This window comes from Azonexus sp. R2A61, assembly GCF_021401135.1.
In the GTDB taxonomy this organism is placed as follows: domain Bacteria; phylum Pseudomonadota; class Gammaproteobacteria; order Burkholderiales; family Rhodocyclaceae; genus Azonexus.
This window is the reverse complement of the sequence record NZ_JACBFO010000001.1, coordinates 760,053-782,699: the sequence shown is the minus strand read 5'-3', so window position 1 is coordinate 782,699 and position 22,647 is coordinate 760,053. Positions and strand designations below refer to the sequence as shown.

22 protein-coding genes and 1 tRNA gene are annotated in these 22,647 nt (G+C 66.0%); 17 read left to right on the top strand and 6 right to left on the bottom strand.

The genetic code is table 11. The features are described 5' to 3' along the window. Positions 1-21: 21 nt before the first annotated feature. Genes L0962_RS03895 through L0962_RS03885 form a run of 3 tightly spaced genes read left to right on the top strand, consistent with a single transcriptional unit; the run spans position 22 to position 3,045 of the window. Positions 22-549, top strand: coding sequence for a DOMON-like domain-containing protein (locus L0962_RS03895; protein WP_234084394.1), 528 nt, complete (start codon positions 22-24; stop codon positions 547-549). Further along, positions 546-1,766: an exo-beta-N-acetylmuramidase NamZ domain-containing protein gene (locus L0962_RS03890; RefSeq protein WP_234084392.1), complete on the top strand. Its 1,221-nt coding sequence runs from the start codon at positions 546-548 to the stop codon at positions 1,764-1,766. Before L0962_RS03895 ends, L0962_RS03890 begins: the two co-directional genes overlap by 4 nt. A 7-nt stretch (positions 1,767-1,773) precedes the next feature. Continuing rightward, on the top strand, positions 1,774-3,045 hold the full coding sequence (locus tag L0962_RS03885) for an anion transporter (protein WP_234084390.1): 1,272 nt from the start codon (positions 1,774-1,776) through the stop codon (positions 3,043-3,045). On the opposite strand, the gene L0962_RS03880 is transcribed toward L0962_RS03885, so the two are convergent. The 4 genes from L0962_RS03880 to ftsY are packed head-to-tail and all read right to left on the bottom strand — an operon-like array spanning position 3,037 to position 7,148. Beyond that, positions 3,037-4,644, bottom strand: a complete 1,608-nt coding sequence (locus L0962_RS03880; RefSeq protein ID WP_234084388.1) for an NAD(P)/FAD-dependent oxidoreductase — start codon at positions 4,642-4,644, stop codon at positions 3,037-3,039. The genes L0962_RS03885 and L0962_RS03880 overlap by 9 nt on opposite strands. After that, positions 4,637-5,536: a permease-like cell division protein FtsX gene (gene ftsX / locus L0962_RS03875; RefSeq protein WP_234084385.1), complete on the bottom strand. Its 900-nt coding sequence runs from the start codon at positions 5,534-5,536 to the stop codon at positions 4,637-4,639. Before ftsX ends, L0962_RS03880 begins: the two co-directional genes overlap by 8 nt. Continuing rightward, a complete protein-coding gene (locus tag L0962_RS03870; protein ID WP_234084383.1) occupies positions 5,533-6,183 on the bottom strand; it encodes a cell division ATP-binding protein FtsE in 651 nt (216 codons plus the stop codon). The genes ftsX and L0962_RS03870 overlap by 4 nt, the downstream gene beginning before the upstream one ends. Then, positions 6,180-7,148 (bottom strand): signal recognition particle-docking protein FtsY, encoded by a 969-nt coding sequence (ftsY, locus tag L0962_RS03865; protein WP_234084381.1) that lies wholly within the window; start codon positions 7,146-7,148, stop codon positions 6,180-6,182. The genes L0962_RS03870 and ftsY overlap by 4 nt, the downstream gene beginning before the upstream one ends. Before the next feature lie 138 nt (positions 7,149-7,286). Between ftsY and L0962_RS03860 the strand changes: the two genes are divergently transcribed. The 5 genes from L0962_RS03860 to L0962_RS03840 are packed head-to-tail and all read left to right on the top strand — an operon-like array spanning position 7,287 to position 11,266. After that, positions 7,287-8,663, top strand: coding sequence for a pitrilysin family protein (locus tag L0962_RS03860; RefSeq protein WP_234084378.1), 1,377 nt, complete (start codon positions 7,287-7,289; stop codon positions 8,661-8,663). 11 nt (positions 8,664-8,674) lie between these two features. Beyond that, positions 8,675-9,964, top strand: coding sequence for a pitrilysin family protein (locus tag L0962_RS03855; RefSeq protein ID WP_234084376.1), 1,290 nt, complete (start codon positions 8,675-8,677; stop codon positions 9,962-9,964). Then, a complete protein-coding gene (gene rsmD / locus L0962_RS03850; protein ID WP_234084373.1) occupies positions 9,961-10,503 on the top strand; it encodes a 16S rRNA (guanine(966)-N(2))-methyltransferase RsmD in 543 nt (180 codons plus the stop codon). Before L0962_RS03855 ends, rsmD begins: the two co-directional genes overlap by 4 nt. Further along, positions 10,500-10,988 carry a pantetheine-phosphate adenylyltransferase gene (gene coaD, locus L0962_RS03845; protein ID WP_234084371.1) on the top strand — a complete coding sequence of 163 codons (489 nt, stop codon included), beginning with the start codon at positions 10,500-10,502 and terminating at the stop codon, positions 10,986-10,988. The genes rsmD and coaD overlap by 4 nt, the downstream gene beginning before the upstream one ends. Before the next feature lie 20 nt (positions 10,989-11,008). Beyond that, positions 11,009-11,266, top strand: coding sequence for a YfhL family 4Fe-4S dicluster ferredoxin (locus L0962_RS03840; protein WP_234084369.1), 258 nt, complete (start codon positions 11,009-11,011; stop codon positions 11,264-11,266). An 81-nt stretch (positions 11,267-11,347) separates the two neighbouring features. Here the strand turns inward: L0962_RS03840 and L0962_RS03835 are convergent, their stop codons facing one another. Together L0962_RS03835 and mutM are read right to left on the bottom strand one after the other, a co-directional pair. Beyond that, a complete protein-coding gene (locus L0962_RS03835; protein ID WP_234084367.1) occupies positions 11,348-13,297 on the bottom strand; it encodes a dynamin family protein in 1,950 nt (649 codons plus the stop codon). Positions 13,298-13,365: 68 nt separating this feature from the next. Then, positions 13,366-14,208, bottom strand: a complete 843-nt coding sequence (mutM, locus tag L0962_RS03830; protein WP_234084364.1) for a bifunctional DNA-formamidopyrimidine glycosylase/DNA-(apurinic or apyrimidinic site) lyase — start codon at positions 14,206-14,208, stop codon at positions 13,366-13,368. Positions 14,209-14,296: 88 nt separating this feature from the next. On the opposite strand from mutM, the gene L0962_RS03825 reads away from it, so the two are divergent. The 9 genes from L0962_RS03825 to L0962_RS03785 all read left to right on the top strand — a co-directional run bounded on the left by L0962_RS03825 (position 14,297) and on the right by L0962_RS03785 (position 22,462). Beyond that, positions 14,297-15,979 (top strand): tetratricopeptide repeat protein, encoded by a 1,683-nt coding sequence (locus L0962_RS03825; RefSeq protein ID WP_234084362.1) that lies wholly within the window; start codon positions 14,297-14,299, stop codon positions 15,977-15,979. Then, positions 15,976-16,536 (top strand): lipoprotein insertase outer membrane protein LolB, encoded by a 561-nt coding sequence (gene lolB / locus L0962_RS03820; protein ID WP_234084360.1) that lies wholly within the window; start codon positions 15,976-15,978, stop codon positions 16,534-16,536. The genes L0962_RS03825 and lolB overlap by 4 nt, the downstream gene beginning before the upstream one ends. Continuing rightward, on the top strand, positions 16,533-17,393 hold the full coding sequence (gene ispE / locus L0962_RS03815; protein WP_234084358.1) for a 4-(cytidine 5'-diphospho)-2-C-methyl-D-erythritol kinase: 861 nt from the start codon (positions 16,533-16,535) through the stop codon (positions 17,391-17,393). The genes lolB and ispE overlap by 4 nt, the downstream gene beginning before the upstream one ends. Before the next feature lie 73 nt (positions 17,394-17,466). Next, positions 17,467-17,543 (top strand) — tRNA-Gln (locus L0962_RS03810). A 90-nt stretch (positions 17,544-17,633) separates the two neighbouring features. Then, on the top strand, positions 17,634-18,584 hold the full coding sequence (locus L0962_RS03805) for a ribose-phosphate pyrophosphokinase (RefSeq protein ID WP_234084356.1): 951 nt from the start codon (positions 17,634-17,636) through the stop codon (positions 18,582-18,584). Between the two features lie 54 nt (positions 18,585-18,638). Next, positions 18,639-19,241 (top strand): 50S ribosomal protein L25/general stress protein Ctc, encoded by a 603-nt coding sequence (locus L0962_RS03800; RefSeq protein ID WP_234084354.1) that lies wholly within the window; start codon positions 18,639-18,641, stop codon positions 19,239-19,241. Between the two features lie 68 nt (positions 19,242-19,309). Then, positions 19,310-19,888 carry an aminoacyl-tRNA hydrolase gene (gene pth / locus L0962_RS03795; protein ID WP_234084351.1) on the top strand — a complete coding sequence of 193 codons (579 nt, stop codon included), beginning with the start codon at positions 19,310-19,312 and terminating at the stop codon, positions 19,886-19,888. A gap of 10 nt (positions 19,889-19,898) precedes the next feature. Beyond that, positions 19,899-20,990 carry a redox-regulated ATPase YchF gene (ychF, locus tag L0962_RS03790; protein WP_234084349.1) on the top strand — a complete coding sequence of 364 codons (1,092 nt, stop codon included), beginning with the start codon at positions 19,899-19,901 and terminating at the stop codon, positions 20,988-20,990. A gap of 176 nt (positions 20,991-21,166) precedes the next feature. Further along, the gene (locus L0962_RS03785; RefSeq protein WP_234084332.1) at positions 21,167-22,462 is read left to right on the top strand and encodes a tyrosine-type recombinase/integrase; all 1,296 of its coding nucleotides are present in this window, start codon (positions 21,167-21,169) and stop codon (positions 22,460-22,462) included. Positions 22,463-22,647: the final 185 nt, after the last annotated feature.

The window sequence follows — 22,647 nt, the reverse complement described above, 5'->3', positions numbered from 1 at the left end:
GCCCTATTTCCTGCGTCGACCGTGAGCTTCCACGCCCTGCACTGCCATGCCGCCAGCAAGCCGCCTGCCGGCCTGGTCGTCGCTGCCGAAGTCGGCCGTCTGGCGACCGGCGGCCTGCGTCTGCACTACCGGATTTTCGGTATCGATGCGCTACGCATTCCGGCGCGGCGCCCGGCCATGCCGGTCGACGGTCTGTGGCGTCATACCTGCTGCGAGGCGTTCGTCGCCGGCGATACCGACAGCAGCTACCACGAATTCAACTTCTCTCCGTCCGGCTGCTGGGCCGCCTACCGCTTCACCGATACCCGCCAGCGCGACGAAAACTGGCAAATTCCGCAGCCGCTGCGCGTCGACCGCATGGACGACGGCCGCATGCTGCATCTCGTCGTCGAACTACCGGCTGGCGTACTGCCGCCCGACGCCACGCGCATCGGCCTGACCATGGTCGCCGAGCACGCCGACGGCGAACTCAGCTACTGGGCCCTGCGCCACACGGCCGAGCGCCCCGACTTCCACCTTCGCGACAGCTTCATGCTGCCCTTGCCATGACGCAAAACCTCCTGTTCGGCATCGACCGCCTGCTGGCCGATCCCGAACTGCGCCGCCCGCTCGCCGGCCGCCGCCTCGCCCTGCTCGCCCATCCGGCCTCGGTCACCGCCGAGCTGACGCACAGCCTCGACGCGCTGGCCGCGCTGCCCGACCTCAAGCTGACCGCCGCCTTCGGCCCGCAACACGGCATCAAGGGCGACAAGCAGGACAACATGGTCGAATCGCCGGATTTCGTCGATCCGCAGCACGGCATCCCGATCTTCAGCCTGTACGGCGAAGTGCGCCGTCCGACGGCGGCGATGATGGACACTTTCGACGTGCTGCTGGTCGACCTGCAGGACCTCGGCTGCCGCATCTACACCTTCATCACCACGCTGCGCTACGTGCTCGAAGCCGCTGCCGAACACGGCAAGTCGGTCTGGGTGCTCGACCGCCCGAACCCGGCCGGCCGGCCGGTCGAAGGCTTCACGCTGCGCGAGGGCTGGGAAAGCTTCGTCGGCGCCGGCCCGCTGCCGATGCGCCACGGCCTGACCATGGGCGAGCTCGGTGCCTGGTTCATCGCCCAGTTGCAGCTCGACGTCGATTACCGCGTCGTCGAAATGAGCGGCTGGCAGCCCGACGCGGCGCCCGGCTACGGCTGGCCGCTCGGCGAGCGGACCTGGATCAACCCCAGCCCGAACGCGCCCAACCTGTCGATGGCGCGCGCCTACGCCGGCACCGTGATGCTCGAAGGGACGACCTTGAGCGAAGGGCGCGGCACGACGCGACCGCTGGAATTCCTGTTCGGCGCGCCGGACATCGACGCCGCCGCCGTGCTCGCCGAGATGCAAGCGCTCGCGCCGGACTGGCTGGCCGGCGGCAAGCTGCGCGTCTGCTGGTTCGAGCCGACCTTCCACAAATTCCACGGTCAACTGTGCCAGGCGCTGCAAATCCACAGCGAAGGCCCGTATTACGACCACGCCGCGTTCCGGCCCTGGCGGCTGCAGGCGCTGGCCTTCAAGGCAATCCGCCGGCTTTATCCGGACTACCCGATCTGGCGCGACTTCGGCTACGAGTACGAATTCGAGCGGCTGGCGATCGACCTGATCAACGGCTCGCCGCTGCTGCGCGAGTGGGTCGACGACCCGGCGGCGACACCGAGCGACCTCGATCAGGCGGTTTCTGCCGACGAGGCAGTGTGGACCGCAGCCCGCGACGCTTTCCTGATCTACCGCTGAACGCCCCTTGAATCCCGACCTCGTCGCGCCCTGGCTCGCCATCGAGACGCATCCGCTGCAGACCGCCATCGTCGCCGTCTTCGCCATCGTCTATCTCGGCATGTTCCTCGGCGGCCTGCCCAGGCTCAAGCTCGACCGCAGCGGCGTCGCGCTGCTCGGCGGCATCGCCGTCGTCGGCATCGGCGCGGTGAGCACCGAAGACGCGGCACGGGCCATTCACCTGCCGACCCTGCTGTTGCTGTTCGCCTTCATGGTCGTTTCGGCGCAAATGCGGCTGGGCGGCTTCTACAGCGAAGTGACCCGGCGCGTCGTTGCACTGCCGTTCGGCGAGCGCGGCCTGCTCGGCGCGGTCATCGCCGTGGCCGGCGCACTGTCGGCGGTGTTCTCGAACGACATCGTCTGCCTGGCGATGACGCCGATGGTCGCCCGCCTGTGCCTCCAGCGCGGTTACCCGCCGGTACGCTGGCTGGTCGGCCTGGCCTGCGCCGCCAATATCGGTTCGGCGGCGACGCTGATCGGCAACCCGCAGAACATGCTGATCGGCTCGGTACTGCAGCTGCATTTCGCCGACTACCTGTGGCGGGCGCTGCCGCCGGTCGCGCTCGGTCTGCTCGCGCTGTGGCTGTGGCTGGTTTTCGGGCCGGATTTTGCGCAAAACCGGCGGTCGACCGCAAAAATCGCCGATCTTGCGGTCGACCGCGAGGAAACGCCGGTTTTCGACCGCTGGCAGACCGCCAAGGGCCTGCTGGTTGCCGGCGTGCTGCTCGTCGTCTTCCTGTGCACCGACTGGCCGCGCGACGTCGCCGCGCTGGTCGGTGCCGGTCTGCTGCTGTTGTCGAGCCGCTTCCATTCCTCCCGCGTGATGGGTTTCGTCGACTGGGAACTGCTGGTGCTGTTCATCGGCCTGTTCGTCGTCAATCACGCCTTCCAGCAGACCGGGCTGGCCGGACTGGCGGTCGATTGGCTGGCCGGCCACGGCATCCACCTGGGCGATACCGGCCCGTTGTTCGTCGTCGGCGTCGGCCTGTCCAACCTGGTCTCCAACGTCCCCGCGGTGATGTTGCTGCTGCCGCACCTGCAGACGCCGCAAGCCGGCGTCACGCTGGCGCTGGTCAGCACGCTGGCCGGCAACCTGTTGCTGGTCGGTTCGATCGCCAACCTGATCGTCGCCGATCTGGCGGCCAAGCAGGGCATCGCCATCGACTGGCGCCAGCACGCCCGGATCGGCGTCCCGGTCACGCTGCTGACGCTGGCCATCGTCGGCTTCTGGCTAGGCTGAACCGCGCGCCGCAGCCAGCACCTGCCGCGCTGCCTCGACACCGCGGTACTGCGCTTCCTCGAACAGCGAAAAGCCGGACAGGTCGGCATGCGCCAGCGCGATGCGCGGGTGGCGGAAAGCCGTCAGTTTTCCCCGATGGCCGTCGAACAGCGCGCCCGGTATCGGTCGGCGCATGGCGTGGCCGTAGCGGAATACGTCGAGTCGGGTGCACAAGCGGCGGATGTCCGGATGGACGACTTCCAGTTCGCGCAGGATGCCCTCGGCCCAGGTTTCGCGCGGCGTTTCCAGCAGCCGTTGCCGAGCCTGCGCCGGCGGCAGGTCGTGCAGCGCGCGATACCAGGTGAACACGGTGCCGAGCGGCTGGCGGCGCAGGGTCTGGTGCATGGCGTTGACGTAGCCGAGGCCGCTGCTGGCGTGCAGCACGTTGTCCCAGGCCGGCGGCGCACCGTGGCGTTCCTGCGGCAGCGCCGACAGGTGCAGGTTGGCGACCAGCCAGGGCGCATAGTCGGCGGCCAGCGCCGCCTCGCGCAGCGTCCCGGGCATCGCCGGCCAGACGCGCGGCAACACGAAGGCCGGTGCCGCCCAGATCAGCCGGCCGGCTTCGATGCGCAGCGTTTTTTCGCCGTGCAGCACGTCGACCGCAACCTGCCGCTGGCCAGCCTCGATACGCCAGGCCAGCGCATCGGTCAGGATACGGCCGGCGGCATGGCGGGCCAAACCGGCGACCAGCCAGGCGTTGCCTTCCGGCGCGGTGAGCACGGCGTCGTCGGCCGCATCCAGGCCGTGGCCGCGGCGGCAGGCGAAGTAATGCAGCCCGGCCCAGGCCGAGGTCTGCGCGTAGTCGGTGCCGTAATCGTCGCGGCAGGCGTAGTTGGCCAGCCAGTGCAGCGCCGGCGAGGTGAAGCCTTCGCCGTTCAGCCAGTCGCGGAAGTTCTGCCGGTCGAGCGCGCGCCATTCGGCATCGGCCGACGACAAGGCCATCGGCAGCGCAAAGACCCAGCGGCCGTCACGGCCGCGTGCCTGTTTCAGCTCGGCCATGCGGGCCTGGAAACGCTGCTGCTGTTCCCACTCGTCGTCGCTGCGACCGCGCTGCGGCAACAGTCCGTCGTGCCACAGGCCGTCCTTGAAGACACGCTCCTGCGGCGCGGCGCACAGGTAGCGCTCGTCGTAACGCGGCCGCTCGGCGGCGGGATCGCCGATCAGCACGCCCAGTTCGGCGAGCAGTTCGCGGACGTACACCGCGTCGCGGCCGGGCAGCGGCAGGTAGTGCGCACCCCACGGATAGGCGGTCAGCGGCGAATGGCCGGCGCGGGCGTTGCCGCCGGGCGAGTCTTCGAGATCGAGGACGAGGAAATCGTCGATTCCGGCACGGGCCAGCGTCCACGCCGCCGACAGCCCGGAAACGCCGGCGCCGACGATCACGACCCCGGTCCGTCGGGTTGCCTGCGGCGCGCCGCCGATGCCGCCGAGCAGGCGGTGCGCGCTGGTGTGGTTCATGCCGAGCAGTTCACCGGGCGGCAGCGGAATTGTTGCGTTGGGCGCACAGGCGGCCAGCGCGGCCGCCCCCAGACTGACGAGGAATTCCCGCCGGTCAGTCAAACCGGCGCAGCGACAGGCCGACCGACAGTTGCGCGCCGACCCAGCCAAGCACGGCGCCGATGCCGGCCAGTGCGGCGATTTCCGGCACGGCCGGCAGACGCAACGCGAAATCGCCGCCGTACAACGCGGCCAGTTCACCGACCGGCCCGTTGAGCAGGCGCAAAGCGCCGGCCACCAGACCGGCGGCGATCAGGCCGCCAAGCGCGCCCTGCAGCGCACCGAAATACAGGAAAGGCCGGCGGATGAAGCCATCGGTCGCACCGATCATCCGCGCCACCTCGATTTCGGCCGCCTGGGCCATGACCTGGAGGCGGATGGTATTGAAGGTGACGGCGATCAGCCCGGCGCCGAACAGCCCGGCCAGCATCAGCAGGGCCAGCTTGCCGAGCCGCAGGAAAGCATCGAAGCGCTTGACCCAGGCCGAATCGAGCTGGACGTGGGCAACCCTGGGCCAGCCGGCGAGTTCCTTGCGCAGCACTTCCAGCGCATCCGGGTCGAGATTCGCCGGTTCGACGATAAACGCGTCGGGCAGCGGGTTGCGCGGCAGGCTGGCGACGATTTCGGCCATCCCTTCGCTGGTCTGCAGGCGCTTCAGCGCCTCGTCGCGGGAGACGAAGGTGATTCTTGCGGTCGACAGCGCGCGCAGGCGTTTTTCGGTATCGGCCACGGCTTCGCGGCTGGCCCCGACGTCCATGAAGACGCTGATCTGCTGCACGCCGGAAGCGCTGCCGCCGAGATTGCGCAGGTTGTCGAGCGCGACGTAGCCGAAGGCCGGCAGGGTCAGCGCGATGCCGATGGCGAGCAGCGACAGCAGCGTGTTGAACGGCGTCGCACCAAGCCGGCGCAAGGCCAGGCCGAAGGCCGCGCGGTGCTGGGAAAGCCAGCGGTTCATATCAGTCTCCCGTGATCCAGGCGCAGCACGTTGGGCGCGCAGCGTTCGACCCAGGCACGGTCGTGGGTGGCGACGACGATGGTCACGCCGACCCGGTGGAAATCGGTGAACAGATCGAGGATGTCCTGCGCCGATTCGGGATCGAGGTTGGCGGTCGGCTCGTCGGCCAGCAACACGGTCGGCCGGTTGACCACCGCCCGGGCGATCGCCAGGCGCTGCTGTTCGCCGCCGGACAGGGCGATCGGATTGGCCTTTTCGCGCGCCAGCAGGCCGACCTTGTCGAGCGCCGCCTGCGCCCGGCGCACCGCTTCGCGCCGCGACAGACCGGCGATCTGCAGGGGCAGCATGACGTTATCCAGCGCGCTGCGGTCGAACAACAGCTTCTGATCCTGGAAGATCAGGCCGAAATGCCGGCGCACGTAGGGAATCGCGCTGCGCCGCAGGGCCGACAGGTTCTGCCCGTTGACCACCAGGCTGCCCGAGGTCGGTCGTTCGATCGACGCCAGCAACTTGACCAGCGTCGTCTTGCCGGCACCAGAATGACCGGTGATCAGCACCATTTCGCCGGCCCCGATGGTGAAGCTGACGCCGCCCAGCGCATCGAAGCCGCCGGGATAGCGTTTGGTGAGCTGGCTGGCGACGATCATTGTTCGAACAACGCGTCGACGAAGTCTTTGGCGGAGAACGGACGGAGGTCGTCGATCTGCTCGCCGACACCGATGAAGCGGATCGGCTTCGGGCACTGGCGGGCGATCGCCGCGACGACGCCGCCCTTGGCGGTACCGTCGAGCTTGGTGACGACCAGGCCGGTGACGTTGATTGCCTTGTCGAAGGCCTTGACCTGCTGCAGCGCGTTCTGGCCGATGTTGGCGTCGAGCACCAGCAGGGTTTCGTGCGGGCCGTCCGGCTCGATTTTCTGGATGACGCGACGGACCTTGGCGATTTCGTCCATCAGGTGCAGCTGGGTGGGCAGCCGGCCGGCGGTGTCGGCCAGCACGACGTCGATGCCGCGCGCCTTGGCGGCCGAGATGGCGTCGAAGATGACGGCCGCCGGATCGCCGGATTCCTGGGCGATGACCGTGACGTTGTTGCGCTCGCCCCAGGTCTGCAGCTGTTCGCGGGCAGCGGCGCGGAAGGTATCGCCGGCGGCCAGCAGCACGCTCCTGCCCTGGCTCTGGAAATACTTGGCCAGCTTGCCGATCGAGGTCGTCTTGCCGGCACCGTTCACCCCGGCGATCATGATCACGTAGGGTTTGTGGGTGCTCACATCGAGCGGCGATTCGAGCGGCTGAAGCGTGGTCAGCAGCGCATCGTGCAGCGCCTGCTGGATCGCTTCCGGCGTTTCCAGCTTGTCGCGCTTGGCGGCGGCCTTCAGCTCGTCAAGCAGGTGGGTGGTCGCCTCGATGCCGACGTCGGACGTCAGCAGCAGGGTTTCCAGTTCTTCGAGCAGTTCGTCGTCGACCTTGCCGCGCGAAAACAGCGACTTGAGCTTGCCGCCCCATTGCGCACGGGTCTTGGACAAGCCCTTGAACAGGCGCTCGCGCCACGACGGCGCGGCCGGCGCTTCGCTCGGGGCGGCGTCGGGCGTGGATTTCTTCAGGAAACTGAACATGGGAATCGGTGTCTCAGGGCAGGCTGACAGGCGGGCGGCGCGCCGGTTAAGATGCCGCCCTACATGATGCGGATGGCGCAGCCGAAGCGCTGCGAAAACAGCCCCGAATTCTAGCAGAAAGCCCAATTTCCCATGATCATGCGACGACTGCTTCGCCAAGCCCCTCCTCTTGTCCTGGCCCTTTTCCTGGCCCCCTGGCTGTCGACCGCAGCCCTGGCCAATCCTTACGAAACAACGCTGAGCAACGGCCTGCGCGTGATCGTCAAGGAAGACCGCCGGGCGCCCACGGCGGTCAACATGGTGTGGTACCGGATCGGCAGCATGGATGAGGTGGACGGCCATTCCGGCGTCGCCCACGTGCTCGAGCACATGATGTTCAAGGGCACGCCGACAGTCGGTCCCGGCGAGTTCAACAAGCGCGTGGCCGCCGCCGGCGGCCGCGACAACGCGTTCACCAGCCGTGACTACACCGCCTACTTCCAGCAGGTGCCGAAGGAAAAGCTGCCCGAGATGATGGCACTCGAGGCCGACCGCATGCGCCATCTGAACGTCGATCCCAAGGAGTTCGAACAGGAGATCAAGGTGGTCATGGAAGAGCGCCGCATGCGCACCGACGACAACCCGCAGTCGAAACTGTTCGAACAGATGACGGCGGCCGCCTTCCTGGTACATCCCTACCGCCGCCCGATCATCGGCTGGATGGACGACCTGGAAACGATGACCGCGGCCGACGCCAAGGCCTGGTACGACCAGTGGTACGTGCCCAACAACGCCTACGTCGTGATCGCCGGCGATGTCGACCACAAGCAGGTCTTCGCCGATGCCGAGCGGATCTACGGCAGCCTGGCCGGCCGCGCCTTGCCGGCGCGTCGGCAACTGGTCGAACCGCGCCAGGAAGGTCCGCGCCGGATCACCGTCAAGGCACCGGCCGAACTGCCGATCCTGGTGATGGGCTACAAGGCGCCGATCCTGCGCAATCCGGCGACGGACCGCGACCCTTACGCGCTGGAAATTCTGGCCGGCATTCTCGACGGCCACGACGCCGCCCGGTTCAACAAGAAGCTGGTCCGCGAGGACAAGATCGCCGTCTCGGCCGGCATCGAATACGACAACACGGCACGCGGCCCGGGCATGCTCTACCTGTATGCCAGCCCGGCCGAAGGCAGGAGCGTTGCCGACGTCGAAGCCGCGCTGCGCGCCGAGATCGCCCGCATCCAGCAGGACGGCGTGACGCCGGCCGAACTGAAGCGGACCAAGGCGCAACTGGTCGCCGGCCAGGTCTACAAACTCGACTCGATGTTCGGCCAGGCCATGGAAATCGGCCAGATGGAAGCCGTCGGCCTGTCGTGGAAGGATGTCGACACGATGCTCGACCGGTTGCAGAAGGTCACCGCCGAAGAGGTGCAGGCGGTCGCCCGCAAGTATTTCTCCGACGACGCGCTGACCGTCGGCATCCTCGACCCGCAGCCGCTCGACGGCAAGCCGCGCCGCCCCGCCACGGCCGTCCGTCACTGAGGAAAATCACCATGAAAAGACTGTTGACCGCAGCCCTGCTCTTCGCCGCCGCCAGCCTCGCCCAGGCGGGCGTCGCCATCGAACACTGGACCACCGCCAACGGCGTCCGCGTTTATTTCGTCGCCGCACCGACGCTGCCGATGCTCGACGTGCAACTCGATTTCGCCGCCGGCTCGATGTTCGATCCGGCCGACAAGGCCGGCCTGGCGGCCCTGACCCGCGGCATTCTCGACCTCGGGGCCGGCGAGCGCGACGAAACGGCAATCTCGGAACTACTGGCCGACCTCGGCGCCCGCCTCGGCGGCGGTGCCGACACCGATCGCGCCAATGTGTCGCTGCGCACGCTGACCGCCGGCGACAAGCTCGACCCGGCACTGGCCGTACTCGCCGACGTCCTGCGGGCACCGCACCTGGACGCCGCCATCCTTGAACGGGAAAAGGCCCGCACCATCGCCAACCTGAAGGAAGCGATGACGCGGCCCGAGACGATCGGCGGCAAGGCTTTCTGGGAAGCCCTCTACCCCGAGCACCCGTACGGCCGCCAGGCGACGCCGGAGAGCATCGCCGCCATCGAACACGCCGATGTCGTCGCCTTTCACCGGCAGTTGTACACCGCCGGCAATGCCACGCTGACGTTGATCGGCAAGCTCGACCGCCGGCGCGCCGAACAGATCGCCGAGCGCCTGAGCAAGGCGCTGCCACCTGGCGAAGCGCCGGCGCTGCCGGCCGCGCCCGGCATGCCCAAGCCGGCCACCATCGCCCTCGCCCACCCGGCCAGCCAGGCGCACATCAGCATCGGCCTGCCGGCGATCGAACGCGGCAATCCCGATTTCTTCCCGCTGCTGGTCGGCAACTACACGCTCGGCGGTGGCGGCTTCGTTTCGCGCCTGGTCCAGGAAGTCCGCGACAAGCGCGGCTATGCCTACAGCGTCTACAGCTACTTCGCGCCGATGCGCCAGACCGGCCCCTTCCAGATCGGCCTGCAGACCAAGCGCCAGCAGGCCAGGGAAGCGATCAAGGTGGTGCGCGACGTGGTCGACGAATTCGTCGCCAAGGGGCCGAGCGAGGAAGAGCTGGCCGCCGCCAAGGCCAACCTGACCGGCAGCTTCCCGCTGCGCCTGGACAGCAACGCCAAACTGCTGGCCAATGTCGCGACGATTGCCTTCTACGGCCTGCCGCTCGATTACCTGGACCAGTACCAGGGCAAGGTCGACGCGGTCACGGTCGACGACGTCAAGGCGGCATTTTCCCGCCATGTCCGGCCGGCCGACCTGATCACCGTGACGGTGGCGGCGGATTGAACGCGGTTCGTATCGTCGGCGGCGAATACCGCCGCCGCGTGCTGCGTTTCCCGGACAGCGAAGGGCTGCGACCGACGCCGGACCGCGTTCGCGAGACGCTGTTCAACTGGCTCGGCCAGGAACTGGACGGCTGGCGCTGCCTGGACCTGTTCGCCGGCAGCGGTGCGCTCGGTTTCGAAGCCGCGTCGCGGGGCGCCGCCGAAGTGGTGATGATCGAGAAGTCGCCGCGCGTCCTCGCCGCGTTGCAGGAAAACCACGAATTGCTGCACAAACCGCCTTCGGTGCGGATCGTACGCGGGGATGCGTTACAATATTTGGCTTCCGTGACGACGGGGTTCGATCTCGTCTTCGTCGATCCGCCTTATCGCAAGGACTGGATCGCGCGTCTGACCCCGCTTCTGCCGGCAGCGCTGAACGAGGACGCGGCGCTCTACGTCGAGGCGGAATACGAAATCGACTCGCTTGGCGATTGGCGGACGGTACGCCACGGCAAGGCGGGCGAGGTCCATTTTCATTTGTTGCGACGAGCATCGACTTGACCAAACTCGACCACCGCGTAGCGCTCTACCCCGGCACCTTCGACCCGATCACCCGCGGTCACGAGGATCTGGTGCGTCGTGCCGCCAGCCTGTTCGACCGCTTGATCCTGGCGATCGCCGAAAGCCCGAACAAGCAGCCGCGCTTTTCGCTGGCCGATCGCGTCGAGATGGCGCGCGAAGTGATCGGCGATCTGCCGAACGTCGAGATCGTCGGCTTCAACACGCTGCTGATGAGCTTCGTGCATGAAAAGGGCGCCAAGGTCATCGTGCGCGGTCTGCGCGCGGTATCCGATTTCGAATACGAATTCCAGATGGCCGGAATGAACCGTAACCTCTATCCCGAGGTCGAAACGGTATTCCTGACGCCTGGCGAGCAATACATGTTCATCTCCGCCACGATGGTCCGCGAAATCGCGCGCCTGGGCGGCGACGTCAGCAAATTTGTACAACCTTGTGTCGAAAAGCGCCTGCGGGCGACAGCCTAACCGAGAGAGGAACCACAACCATGGCTCTGATGATTACCGACGAGTGCATCAACTGCGACGTGTGCGAACCGGAATGCCCGAACGAAGCAATTTCGCAGGGCGAGGAGATCTACCAGATCGATCCGTCGAAGTGCACCGAGTGCGTCGGTCACTATGACGAACCGCAGTGCGTACAGGTCTGCCCGGTCGATTGCATTCCGAAGAACCCGGACGTCGTCGAATCGGAAGACCAGCTCTGGGGCAAGTACGAGAAGCTGACCGGCAATAGCCGCGCCTGAGGCTGCGCCCGCCAGCAAAAGCCCGCGTTGGGGAAACGCGGGCTTTTTTGCGTCGACCGCGGGTTGACCGCGACAATGCCGTCAGGCGGCGCGCAACTCGGCCATCTGGGCGGGCGACAGCAATTGCTCGACGCGGGCGACGATGCCGTGCAGTTCGGCGAGTTGCCGCTGCAGCGACTGTTCGACGCTTTCCAGTTCGACAATGCGGTCTTCCAGCGTATCGGTCGCTTGGTGGATGCGCTTGATGCTTTCCAGCCGCCGCTTCAGCTGGATCTGGTGTTCGCGGACCTGCGTTTCCATCGGCGCCATGATCGCCCGCAACCACACCTCGGCATCCTTGTTGGCCCGCTCGAAAGCACGCCGGACCTGAATCGCCACTTCCTCGAAGAACTTCTGCGTGATGTTCCGCTTGTCGTGCGTCAGCAGCGTCACCACCGTATTCAGGTGCGTATCGCACCAGGCTTGCAGGCGGTCCAGCTCCTTCTCGTAGCGCAGCAGCGAAAATGCCGTCGGTGCCCCCAGCTTGAGCCCGTGCTCGACGGCGAACCGCTTGTACACCGCCTCCATCATCGCCAGGATCTCGCCAACTTCGTGATTGGACTTGGCCAGCGATTCGCGGGCCTTGGCGAAGAAACCGCCCATCGCATCCGACAGTGTCTTGGAAAAGCTGGCCTCCAGCATCGCCTCGCGCGTCTGGCCGGTGAGCTGGCGCAGGCCGTCGAGACCGAGATGGCCAAACAGGTTGTTGGTCAGCGTCGAGAACACGCTGCGCACCGCGTAGTAGCGCTGCAGGCCGGCCTCGAACTCTTCCTTCTCGGCGCGCACCTTGCCCATCATGTATTCGACGACGCCCTTGTTCTTGCCGCGCAGTTCGGTCAGCTCGGACAACTGCTCGTGCAGGCCGCGCAGCCGCGAGTCGAGCAGGCCGCGCACGCGCTTGCTGACGTCGCCGAATTCGCTTTCGGTGCTCTCGCAGACGATGTCGCGCTTGGCCGGAATCAGTTCGCCGGATAGCGCGTTCTCCAGCGCCGGCAGACGGCTGCGGGCCAGCAGCCCGGCATCGCCGTTCACCTTGGCGACCAGCCCCTTCTGTGCCGAAACCGGGAACACCTGAGCGACCGACAGATCGAGAATGTCGGCACAGGACTGCGCCTGGCGGGCAATCTCGGCATCGATCTCGGCCGGGCTTTTCAGCTCGTCCCACTGGCCGTCGATCTTGTTCAGCACGACCATGCGTCCGCGCCGGGTCGAGCCGCCGGTACAGATGTGCTCCTTCCAGATCGTCAGGTCGGACTGGGTAACACCGGTGTCAGCCGCCAGGATGAACAGCACCGCGTGCGCGTTGGGCAGCAGCGACAGGGTCAGCTCCGGTTCGGCGCCGATCGCGTTGAGGCCCGGCGTGTCGAGGATGACCAGCCCCTGCTTGAGCAGCGGATGCGGAAAATTGATCAGCGCGTGGCGCCAGCGCGGAACCTCGACCAGACCATCGTCGCCGACGCGATACAGGTCGATCTCGCCGCCGCCCACCTCGAAGCCGAGACGCCCGGCCTCCTCAGGCGTCACCCGCGTCGTCTCGCTGACGTGACGCAGGGCTTCCTGCATCGCTTCCGGCGACTCGATGTCGAGCGGCAACACCGTCCACTCCTCGGGGAAGCGCTTGTATTCGCCGACGCCGGCGTTCGAGGCACGCGTCTGGATGGGCAGCAGTTCGACGCAGGGCAGCTTGTTGCCGTCGAACAGCAGTTCGGTCGGACACATCGTCGTCCGTCCGGCCGACGAGGGCAGCATGCGGTTGCCGTAGTCGGCGAAGAAGATGGCGTTGATCAGTTCGGACTTGCCGCGCGAGAACTCGGCGACGAAGGCAACGTTCAGCCGGTCCTCGCGCAGGCGTTCCTGCAGTTGCGACAGGCGCAGATCGGTCTGGCCGTCGGACAGTTCGTTATCGCCCAGCCAGGCCTGGAACTCCCCGATATCGTTGGACAGCAGCGTGCGCCAGGCAGTGTAGGCGGCGAATTGGTTGGCGAGCGACATGACGGTTATGGCTCCGGAAAAATCCGACATTCCAATTTAGCATGAAAACAGCAAGTTGCCGCCGGCATTCAGTGCTGACAACCGGCACAGTAATAGGTGCTGCGCCCGCCCTGGCGGACCTGGCGGACGACGCCGCCGCAACGCAGGCAGGGCTGACCGGCCCGGTCGTAGACGCCGGCCTGGATCTGGAAGCAGCCGGCGCCGCCGTCGCTGTGCACGTAATCGTGAATGCTGCTGCCGCCGGCCGCGATGGCGTCCAGCAATGTCGAACGGATCGCCGGTACCAGGGCTTCATAACGCAGCCGACTGATGCGGCCGGCGGCACGCAGCGGTGAAATCCCCGCCCGGAAGAGACTTTCCGAGGCGTAGATATTGCCGATACCGACCACCAGATGGCCGTCCATCAATATCGGCTTGATCGGCCCGCCACGGCGGGAAATCCGCTCGTACAGCCAGTCGACCGTAAACGCGTCGGACAGCGGCTCGATGCCGAGCACGGCGATCAGCGGATGCCGCTCGGCCTCGGCCGGCGGTCCCGGCTGCCACAGGATCACGCCGAAGCGGCGCGGATCGGCGAAACGCAGGATCGTGCCGGACAGCACCAGGTCGAAGTGATCGTGCTTGCCGGGCGGCAGTTCGGGCGGCACGAAGCGCAGGTTGCCCGACATCCCCAGGTGCAGGATCAGCGTGCCTTCGACGGCCGATTTCCCGTCCCGCCGGCAGTCGATCAGCAGGTACTTGCCGCGTCGGCGCACGGCAACGATCAGGCAGCCCGGCAGCAGGCCGGACAGTTCGCGCGGGATTTCGTGGCGCAGCTTCGGCGCACGTATCGTCACCCCGCGGATTTCCCGTCCTTCGAGTTCCGGCGCTATCCCCAACCGGCAGACCTCGACCTCGGGCAACTCGGGCATCGCTTGTTCCTCCGTGGAATCCCAAATAACATCGCAAACTTACCCGATTTATCGTGTTCAAACACACCCCCGATCCGGAATGTCCGCCATGTTGCCGAAGAAAATCGTCGTCGCCCTTTCCCTGGCCAGCTGCCTCGCACTGCCGCCTGCCGCCTTTGCCCAGGCTTCGCGCGACGGTGTCGCCGAAGACATGGTGGCGCGCTCCGTCTTTCAGGTCCTGCTCGGCGAGTTCGCGCTGCAGCGCGGCGATGCCCGGCTGGCCCTCGAAGCCTGGGCCGACCTCGCCGAACGCACCGGCGACCCGCAGGCGCTGGCCCGCGCCACCGAAATCGCCGGCTTTGCCGGGCGCAACGACCTGGCGCTGGCCCTGGCCGAACGCTGGCGACAGGCCGAACCGGAATCGACCCGGGCCCGCCAGGCCGAAGCCGCGCTGCTCATCCAGGCCGGCCGGATCGACGAACTCGGCCCGCAACTGGCGGCCCTGCTCGCCCAGGACAAGGAAAACCTGCCGGGCAACCTGCTCCACCTCAACCGCACGCTGGCCCGCATCCAGGACAAGAATGCCGTACTCGAACTGGTCGACCGCCTGACCGCGCCCTACCTCGATCTGCCGGAAGCGCATTTCGCGCTGACCCAGGCAGCACTGGCCGCCGGCCAGGAGCCACGCGCGCTGACCTCGGTCGAACAGGCGCTGCGCCTGCGTCCCGACTGGGAGATCGCCGCGATCGCCCGGGCCCAGATCCAGTCCCGCCAGTCGAATACCAAGGCCTTCGAGGACCTGCAAGCCTTCGTCAAGCGCTACCCCGAAGCCCGCGAAGCCCGTCTCGCACTGGCTCGCCTGCTGATCGGCGAAAAGCGCTACGACGAAGCGCTGGGTCACTACGATGCGCTGATCAAGGCCAGCCCGGACGATCCTGCCCTGCTCTATCCGGGCGCCATGCTGGCCCTGCAGCAGAACCAGCGGGAGATCGGCCGCGACCGCCTCGAACGCCTGCTGAAGACGCCTTTCCCGGACCGCAGCACGATACATTTCCTGCTCGGCCAGATCGCCCAGGAAGCCGGCGAAAAGGACAAGGCCCTGGGACATTTCCAGCAGGTCACCAGCGGCGAACGCTACGTCGCTGCACGGGCGCGCAGCGCGCAGTTGCTGCTCGAACTCGGCCGCGGCGAGGAAGCACGCGCACTGCTGCACGAAACCCGCGGCACGACGCCCGGCGAACGCACCCAGCTGGTGCTGTCGGAAGCCCAGTTGCTGCGCGAGGCCGGACGCCACGACGAAGCCTACGCAACGCTCGACAAGGCGCTGACCACGCAACCGGACGACCCCGAACTGCTCTACGACGCGGCGCTCAGCGCCGAACGCATCGGCAAGCACGAGCAGATGGAAACCTGGCTCAAGCGCTTGCTGACCCTGCAGCCGGATCACGCCCATGCGCTGAACGCGCTCGGCTATTCGCTGGCCGACCGCAACATCCGCCTGCCGGAAGCCGAAACGCTGATCGGCCGGGCCAACAAGCTGGCGCCGGAAGACCCCTTCATCCTCGACAGCCTGGGCTGGGTTCAGTACCGGCGCGGCCGCATCGGCGAAGCGCTGGACACGCTGCAACGTGCCTACCGGATCAAGCCCGATCCCGAAATCGCCGCCCACCTCGGCGAAGTGCTGTGGATCGCCGAACGTCGCGACGAAGCCCGCCGCATCTGGCTGGAAGCCCGCCAGCACCATCCGGACAACAGCACGCTGGCCGACACGCTGAAGAAATTCCTGCCTTGAACCGACTGTTTGCCGGGCTGCTGAGCGGCCTGCTGGCCGGTTGCATCAGCCTGGCGCCGCCGCCCGTCCGCGACGGCATTGCCGACTTTGCGGTCGACGGCCGTTTTGCGCTGAAAACGGTCGATGCCGACGGTCGACCGCAGAACAGCGGCGGCCGCCTGAGCTGGACGCACCGCGACGGCCACGACCGCGTACTGCTCGCCAATCCGCTCGGCATCGGCCTGGCCGAGATCGACATGACGCCGGACGGCGCCACGCTGCGCACCGCCGACGACAAGACCTACACCGACAGCGACCCCGAACGCCTGCTCGCCGACCTGACCGGCCAGGCGCTGCCGGTCTCGCGGCTGGCCGGCTGGCTGCTCGGCCGGCCGACACCGGACGGCCGGCTCGAACGCGATGCGCAACAACGACCGCTGCGCCTGGACGAAGGCGACTGGCGAATCGACTACTTCTACGACGGCGACGCCCCGGATCTGCCGCCCGGCCGGCTCAACGCCCGCGGCCCTGCGGTCGACCTGCGCCTGCGCCTGGAAAACTGGAAAGCCCTGCCATGAACGCCCCTTCCGCCGACTGGAACTGGCACAGCGCCTGGCCGGCACCGGCCAAGCTCAACCTTTTCCTGCACGTCACCGGCCGCCGTACCGACGGCTATCACCTGCTGCAGACCGTCTTCCGCTTCATCGACCGCCAGGACACCCTGCACTTCGCCCCGCGCGACGACGGCGCCATCGTCCTCGCCACGCCGACGCCCGGCGTCGCGCCCGGCGACGACCTGACCGTACGTGCCGCCCGCCTGCTGCAACAGGCCACCGGCTGCCGCCAGGGCGCCACGATCCGCCTGGACAAGACGCTGCCGATGGGCGGCGGACTGGGTGGCGGCTCATCCGATGCCGCCACCGTGCTGCTGGCACTCAATTTTTTGTGGAATCTTGCGGTCGACCGCAGCGAACTGGAAAAAATCGGCCTGACGCTGGGCGCCGACGTCCCGGTCTTCATCCACGGCCACAACACTTTCGCCGAAGGGGTCGGCGAAACCTTCACCGACATCGACCTGCCGCCGGCCACCTACCTGGTATTGCATCCTGCGGTCCACGTGCCGACCGCGGCAATTTTCACGGCCCCGGAACTGTGCCGTTCGACGCCGGCCATCGCCGCCGCCGACTGGCGCCCCGGCATCGGCCACAACGATCTGGAAGCGGTCGCCTGCGCCCGTTTTCCGGCCGTCGCCGAACACCTGGCCTGGCTCAAGGCACGCAATCCGCAAGCCATGATGACCGGCTCCGGCGCCTGCGTCTTCGCACCCTATGCCGATCCGGCGGCGGCGGCGGCAACGCTCGCCGAACTGCCGGCCGGCATGCGCGGCTGGCTGGCCGACGGGCTGAGCGAACATCCGTTGGCAAAAATCTGCTGAAAAGGCTGGCTTTCCCGCCAACCCTCCTGTATCATTCGCGCCTCGTTCGGACGGAGCCCGTTTGAACGACCGCAGGGGAGTCGCCAAGTTGGTCAAGGCACCGGATTTTGATTCCGGCATTCGAAGGTTCGAATCCTTCCTCCTCTGCCAGATTCCCTTCGGGCAGGTCTTAGGCCTGCCCGATTTTCATTGTATCGGGCAAATCCGCGGCGCCAGCGGGAACCCGGAGGAATGAGAAACATGGCCTACAACAGCCTGATGGTTTTCACCGGCAACGCCAACCCCAAGCTGGCGGCAACCGTCGCGAAGAATCTGAACGTCGATCTCGGCCGCGCCAACGTCGGCCGCTTCTCGGACGGTGAAGTCAGCGTCGAGCTGCAGGAACACGTCCGCGGTCGCGACATCTTCGTGCTGCAATCGACCTGCGCCCCGACCAACGACAACCTGATGGAACTGCTGGTCGTCGTCGATTCGCTGAAGCGCGCCTCGGCCGGTCGCATCACCGCCGCCATCCCGTATTTCGGCTATGCCCGCCAGGATCGCCGCTCGCGTTCGTCGCGCGTGCCCATCGCCGCCAAGCTGGTCGCCAACATGCTCGTCGCCTCCGGCGTCGACCGCGTGCTGACCATGGACCTGCACGCCGAGCAGATCCAGGGCTTCTTCGATATCCCGGTCGACAACATCTACGCCCTGCCGATCCTGCTCGAAGACATCAAGAAGCAGGACTACGAAAACCCGATGGTCGTTTCGCCCGACCACGGCGGCGTCGTCCGCGCCCGCTCGCTGGCCAAGCGCCTCGAATGCGATCTGGCGATCATCGACAAGCGCCGCCCCAAGGCCAACGTTTCCGAAGTGATGAACATCATCGGCGACGTCAAGGGCCGCACCTGCATCATCATGGACGACATGGTCGATACCGCCGGCACGCTGTGCAAGGCCGCCACCGCGCTGAAAGCCAACGGTGCCAGCAAGGTCGTCGCCTACTGCACGCACCCGGTGCTGTCCGGCCCGGCCGTCGAGCGCGTGAACACTTCCGACCTCGACGCCCTGGTGGTCACCGACACCATTCCGCTGCGCGACGATGCTGCTGCGTCGCCGCGCATCCGCCAGCTGTCGGTCGCCGACATCCTGGCCGAAACCATCCGCAGGATCAGCAACGACGATTCCGTGTCCTCGCTGTTCATCGACTGATTTTTTCAACCTCCCGTTCTGGTCGCGGTTCGGGAAACATTCTGGAGTATCAACATGCAATTCGAAGTTATCGCCAACAAGCGTGATCTGCAGGGCACGAGTGCGAGCCGCCGCCTGCGTCGCGCCGGCATGGTTCCGGGTATCGTCTACGGCGGCGACGCCGCCCCGGTCGCCATCGAAACCCACCACAACGACCTGCTGCTGAAGATGAAGAAGGAAGCCTTCTACGCTTCGATCATCAACCTGGTCATCGACGGCAAGAAGGAACAGGTCCTGCTGCGCGATTACCAGACGCACGCCTACAAGCAACAGATCCTGCACATCGACTTCCAGCGCGTCGACGCCACGCACGAACTGCACATCAAGGTGCCGCTGCACTTCGTCGGCGAAGAAGACGCACCGGGCGTCAAGCTGGGCGGCGGCCTGGTCAACCACGTGACGACCGAACTGGACGTGCACTGCCTGGCCAAGGACCTGCCCGAGTTCATCGAAGTCAACCTCAGCGCGATGAAGGTCGGTGAGAACATCCACGCTTCCCAGGTCAAGCTGCCGAAGGGCGTGGCCCTGGTCAAGCACGGCGAAGACGACCCGATCGTCGTCAGCATCGTCGGCAAGGGTGGCGCGCAGGAAGCCGAAGGCGAAGCCGCCGCCGAATAATCCCGGCTCCTTCGCTATACTTGGCCGCCGCAGGCAGATGCCCCGGCGGCCTTTTCACATACATGCACATGACCACGCCCCGTCTCGTCGTCGGCCTCGGCAATCCGGGCCAGGAATACGAAGCCACCCGACATAACGTCGGCTTCTGGTTCGTCGACCGTCTGGCCGAAGCGCTGCGCGTCACGCTCGCGCCGCAGGCCAAGTTCTTCGGCAAGGCCGGCCGCGCCGGGGAACTGTGGTTGTTGCAACCCTCGACCTACATGAACCGTTCCGGTCAGTCGGTCGCTGCACTGGCCAATTTCTACAAGATCACGCCGGCCGAGATCCTCGTCGTGCACGACGAGCTCGACCTGCCGCCGGGCGGCATCCGTCTCAAGCAGGGCGGCGGCAACGGCGGCCACAACGGCCTGAAGGACATCCAGGCCAGACTGGGCACGCCGGACTTCTGGCGTCTGCGCCTGGGCATCGGCCATCCGCGCACGCTCAATCTGGCCCAGCAGGTCGTCGACTTCGTGCTGCATCCGCCGCGCAAGGAAGAAGCGCCCGACATCGAACAGGCCCTGCAGCGCAGTCTGCTGGCCTGGCCCAAACTCGCTGCCGGGGATTTCCCTGGCGCCCAGCAACAGTTGCACGGCAAAGCCGTCTGAGGAATACATCATGTCTTTGAAATGCGGCATCGTCGGCCTGCCCAACGTCGGCAAGTCCACCCTGTTCAACGCGCTCACCAAGGCCGGCATCGAAGCCGCCAACTACCCCTTCTGCACCATCGAGCCGAACGTCGGCATCGTCGAGGTGCCGGACCCGCGCCTGAAGGCGCTGTCCGAGATCGTCAAGCCGCAGAAGATTCAGCCGGCCATCGTCGAGTTCGTCGACATCGCCGGACTGGTTGCCGGCGCCTCCAAGGGCGAAGGCCTGGGCAACCAGTTCCTGGCCAACATCCGCGAGACCGATGCCATCGTGCACGTGGTCCGCTGCTTCGACGACCCGAACGTCGTGCACGTCTCCGGCAGCGTCGATCCGATCCGCGACATCGAGGTCATCGATACGGAATTGGCGCTGGCCGACATGTCGACCGTGGAAAAGGCGCTGAACCGCTACAAGAAACCGGCCAATGCCGGCGATAAGGAAGCCAAGGTCCTGGTCGCCGTGCTCGAGAAGTGCATGGCCCAGCTCGATCAGGGCAAGGCGGTGCGCGCGCTCGACCTGTCCAAGGAAGAGTGGGCCAGCCTCAAGCCCTTCTGCCTGATCACCGCCAAGCCGGTGCTCTACGCCGCCAACGTCGCCGACACCGGTTTCACCGACAACCCGCTGCTCGCGGCCGTCGAGCAGCACGCTGCCGCCGAGGGCGCCCAGGTCGTCGCGCTGTGCGCCAACATCGAGGCCGAGATCGCCGATCTGGACGACGCCGACAAGATCGAATTCCTGGAATCGATGGGCCTGCACGAAGCCGGCCTGGACCGCCTGATCCGCGCCGGCTACAAGCTGCTCGGCCTGCAGACCTACTTCACGGCGGGCGTCAAGGAAGTGCGCGCCTGGACCATCCACGCCGGCGACACCGCGCCGCAGGCGGCCGGCGTCATCCACACCGACTTCGAGCGCGGCTTCATCCGCGCCCAGACCATCGCCTTCGAGGACTTCGTCCAGTTCAAGGGCGAATCGGGCGCCAAGGAAGCCGGCAAGATGCGCGCCGAAGGCAAGGATTATGTCGTCAAGGATGGCGATGTGATGAACTTCCTGTTCAACGTCTAAGCAGCAAATCCTGTTCTCAGGTGTTCGCCGAAGATCGAAGAACTTCGTAACATATTGAAAACAGGGGGTAGTTTGTTCGCCAATGATCTAGTGAGTTCGCGGGCAAACTGCCTACATGGGGGCAAGGCTGGGGGCACGCGCGGTGCGTGCCCTCCCTTCACGGAGGAAACGTCCCCATGCAAACGACTGAAACCCGCGCCAATACTGGCGTTAGCCCCGAAAACCATGCCCCCGGCAGCAGCCAGAACCGCGCACCCAGACGAGGGATTAGCGATGCGGCACTACGGGCAGCCAAGCCGAGCGACAAGCCCTACAAAATCGCGGTAGGCGATGGCCTTTATCTTGAGATCAAGCCGAACGGCTCGAAGCTCTGGCGCTGGAAATACCGGCTGCTCGGCAAGGAAAACCGCTGCGCTTTCGGCAAGTACCCGAATCTGTCACTCAAGGAAGCGCGAGATGCAATGGAGGCCGCCCGGAAACTGGTCAAGAAGGGCATCCATCCTGCCCAGCAAAAGCACCTTGACCGGCTCAAGGCCAGCCTTGAGCAAGCCAACACCTTCGAGGCGATTGCCAGAGAATGGGTTGCCCTCCGGGACTGGGAGGAAATCACGAAGAAGCGCCGAATCAACATGCTGGAGCGCGTGGTTTTCCCGCACATCGGCAAGCTGCCTGCCAAGCAGGTTGCACCGGTCCATATTCTCGACATCCTGAAACGGGCGGACAAGAACAACGGCAACAGCGTTTGCCAAGAGGCGAAACGCACCATGTCAGCCATCTTTGAATTCGCCGTCGCCACGCTTCGTGCCGAAACCGATCCTGTTTATCCGGTACGCAAGGCGATTGCCGCCAACAAGACCCAGCACAAACGCCCTTTGACCACTGTCGAGATTGGCGAATTGCTGAAAGCTGTCGATGGTCACGGCGGCAATTATCAAACTCAGTGCGCATTCAATCTGATGTGGCTGACCCTCGCCCGGCCTTCCGAAGTTGTCGAAGCCGAGTGGGCAGAATTCGACCTTGAGGCTGCCGTCTGGCGTATCCCCGCCGAGCGTATGAAGAAACGCAAGGAGCATCTGATTCCCTTGCCACACCAGGCCGTCACCCTGCTCAAGGGGATGCACACTCTGACCAGCACCAAGACACATCTTTTCCCGCACCGGGACGACAGAACCAAGCCGATGGTTACAGCCTCGTTTCGCCAGATGCTGCATGTCTTGGACTGGTCGGGGAAGTTCAGCCCCCATGCCACACGCACCACCGGCAGCACGCGCCTGAATGAGATGGGCTACTCTCCTGATTGGATCGAGCGTCAGCTTGCCCATGAGGAACCGAACGCCGTTCGTCGCACCTACAACCATGCCGACTATTTCAAGGATCGCGCCGTGATGATGCAGCAATGGGCGGATTTGCTCGATCAGTGGAAAAAGGGCGAAAGCAACGTGATCCCGATCAAGCAAGAACGGGCTGCTTAGCCCTGTACCGGAGGCCGGGAGGTAGTTAGGGTTTGCGCAGTATGTCACAGGCACGTCAGGCGAGCTTTTTGCGCCATTTTTGAGATGGTTTTTCGCAACGGCAGTACCCCGGCCTCGCCGTTGCAGCCGCCTAGCAAGAGGCGTCCTGCAACTCTATATCCGGCACCATAAACTTCCAGTCAGGT

What these genes read in the sequence shown, in the direction of transcription:
- pth (WP_234084351.1), top strand. Translation starts at nt 19,310, where the DNA reads ATGACCACGCCCCGTCTCGTCGTCGGCCTCGGCAATCCGGGCCAGGAA.
- L0962_RS03825 (WP_234084362.1), top strand. Translation starts at nt 14,297, where the DNA reads ATGTTGCCGAAGAAAATCGTCGTCGCCCTTTCCCTGGCCAGCTGCCTC.
- ispE (WP_234084358.1), top strand. Translation starts at nt 16,533, where the DNA reads ATGAACGCCCCTTCCGCCGACTGGAACTGGCACAGCGCCTGGCCGGCA.
- ftsY (WP_234084381.1), bottom strand. Translation starts at nt 7,148, where the DNA reads ATGTTCAGTTTCCTGAAGAAATCCACGCCCGACGCCGCCCCGAGCGAA.
- L0962_RS03860 (WP_234084378.1), top strand. Translation starts at nt 7,287, where the DNA reads ATGCGACGACTGCTTCGCCAAGCCCCTCCTCTTGTCCTGGCCCTTTTC.
- L0962_RS03805 (WP_234084356.1), top strand. Translation starts at nt 17,634, where the DNA reads ATGGCCTACAACAGCCTGATGGTTTTCACCGGCAACGCCAACCCCAAG.
- L0962_RS03870 (WP_234084383.1), bottom strand. Translation starts at nt 6,183, where the DNA reads ATGATCGTCGCCAGCCAGCTCACCAAACGCTATCCCGGCGGCTTCGAT.
- L0962_RS03855 (WP_234084376.1), top strand. Translation starts at nt 8,675, where the DNA reads ATGAAAAGACTGTTGACCGCAGCCCTGCTCTTCGCCGCCGCCAGCCTC.
- L0962_RS03890 (WP_234084392.1), top strand. Translation starts at nt 546, where the DNA reads ATGACGCAAAACCTCCTGTTCGGCATCGACCGCCTGCTGGCCGATCCC.
- ftsX (WP_234084385.1), bottom strand. Translation starts at nt 5,536, where the DNA reads ATGAACCGCTGGCTTTCCCAGCACCGCGCGGCCTTCGGCCTGGCCTTG.
- L0962_RS03835 (WP_234084367.1), bottom strand. Translation starts at nt 13,297, where the DNA reads ATGTCGCTCGCCAACCAATTCGCCGCCTACACTGCCTGGCGCACGCTG.
- mutM (WP_234084364.1), bottom strand. Translation starts at nt 14,208, where the DNA reads ATGCCCGAGTTGCCCGAGGTCGAGGTCTGCCGGTTGGGGATAGCGCCG.
- L0962_RS03800 (WP_234084354.1), top strand. Translation starts at nt 18,639, where the DNA reads ATGCAATTCGAAGTTATCGCCAACAAGCGTGATCTGCAGGGCACGAGT.
- L0962_RS03840 (WP_234084369.1), top strand. Translation starts at nt 11,009, where the DNA reads ATGGCTCTGATGATTACCGACGAGTGCATCAACTGCGACGTGTGCGAA.
- L0962_RS03785 (WP_234084332.1), top strand. Translation starts at nt 21,167, where the DNA reads ATGCAAACGACTGAAACCCGCGCCAATACTGGCGTTAGCCCCGAAAAC.
- ychF (WP_234084349.1), top strand. Translation starts at nt 19,899, where the DNA reads ATGTCTTTGAAATGCGGCATCGTCGGCCTGCCCAACGTCGGCAAGTCC.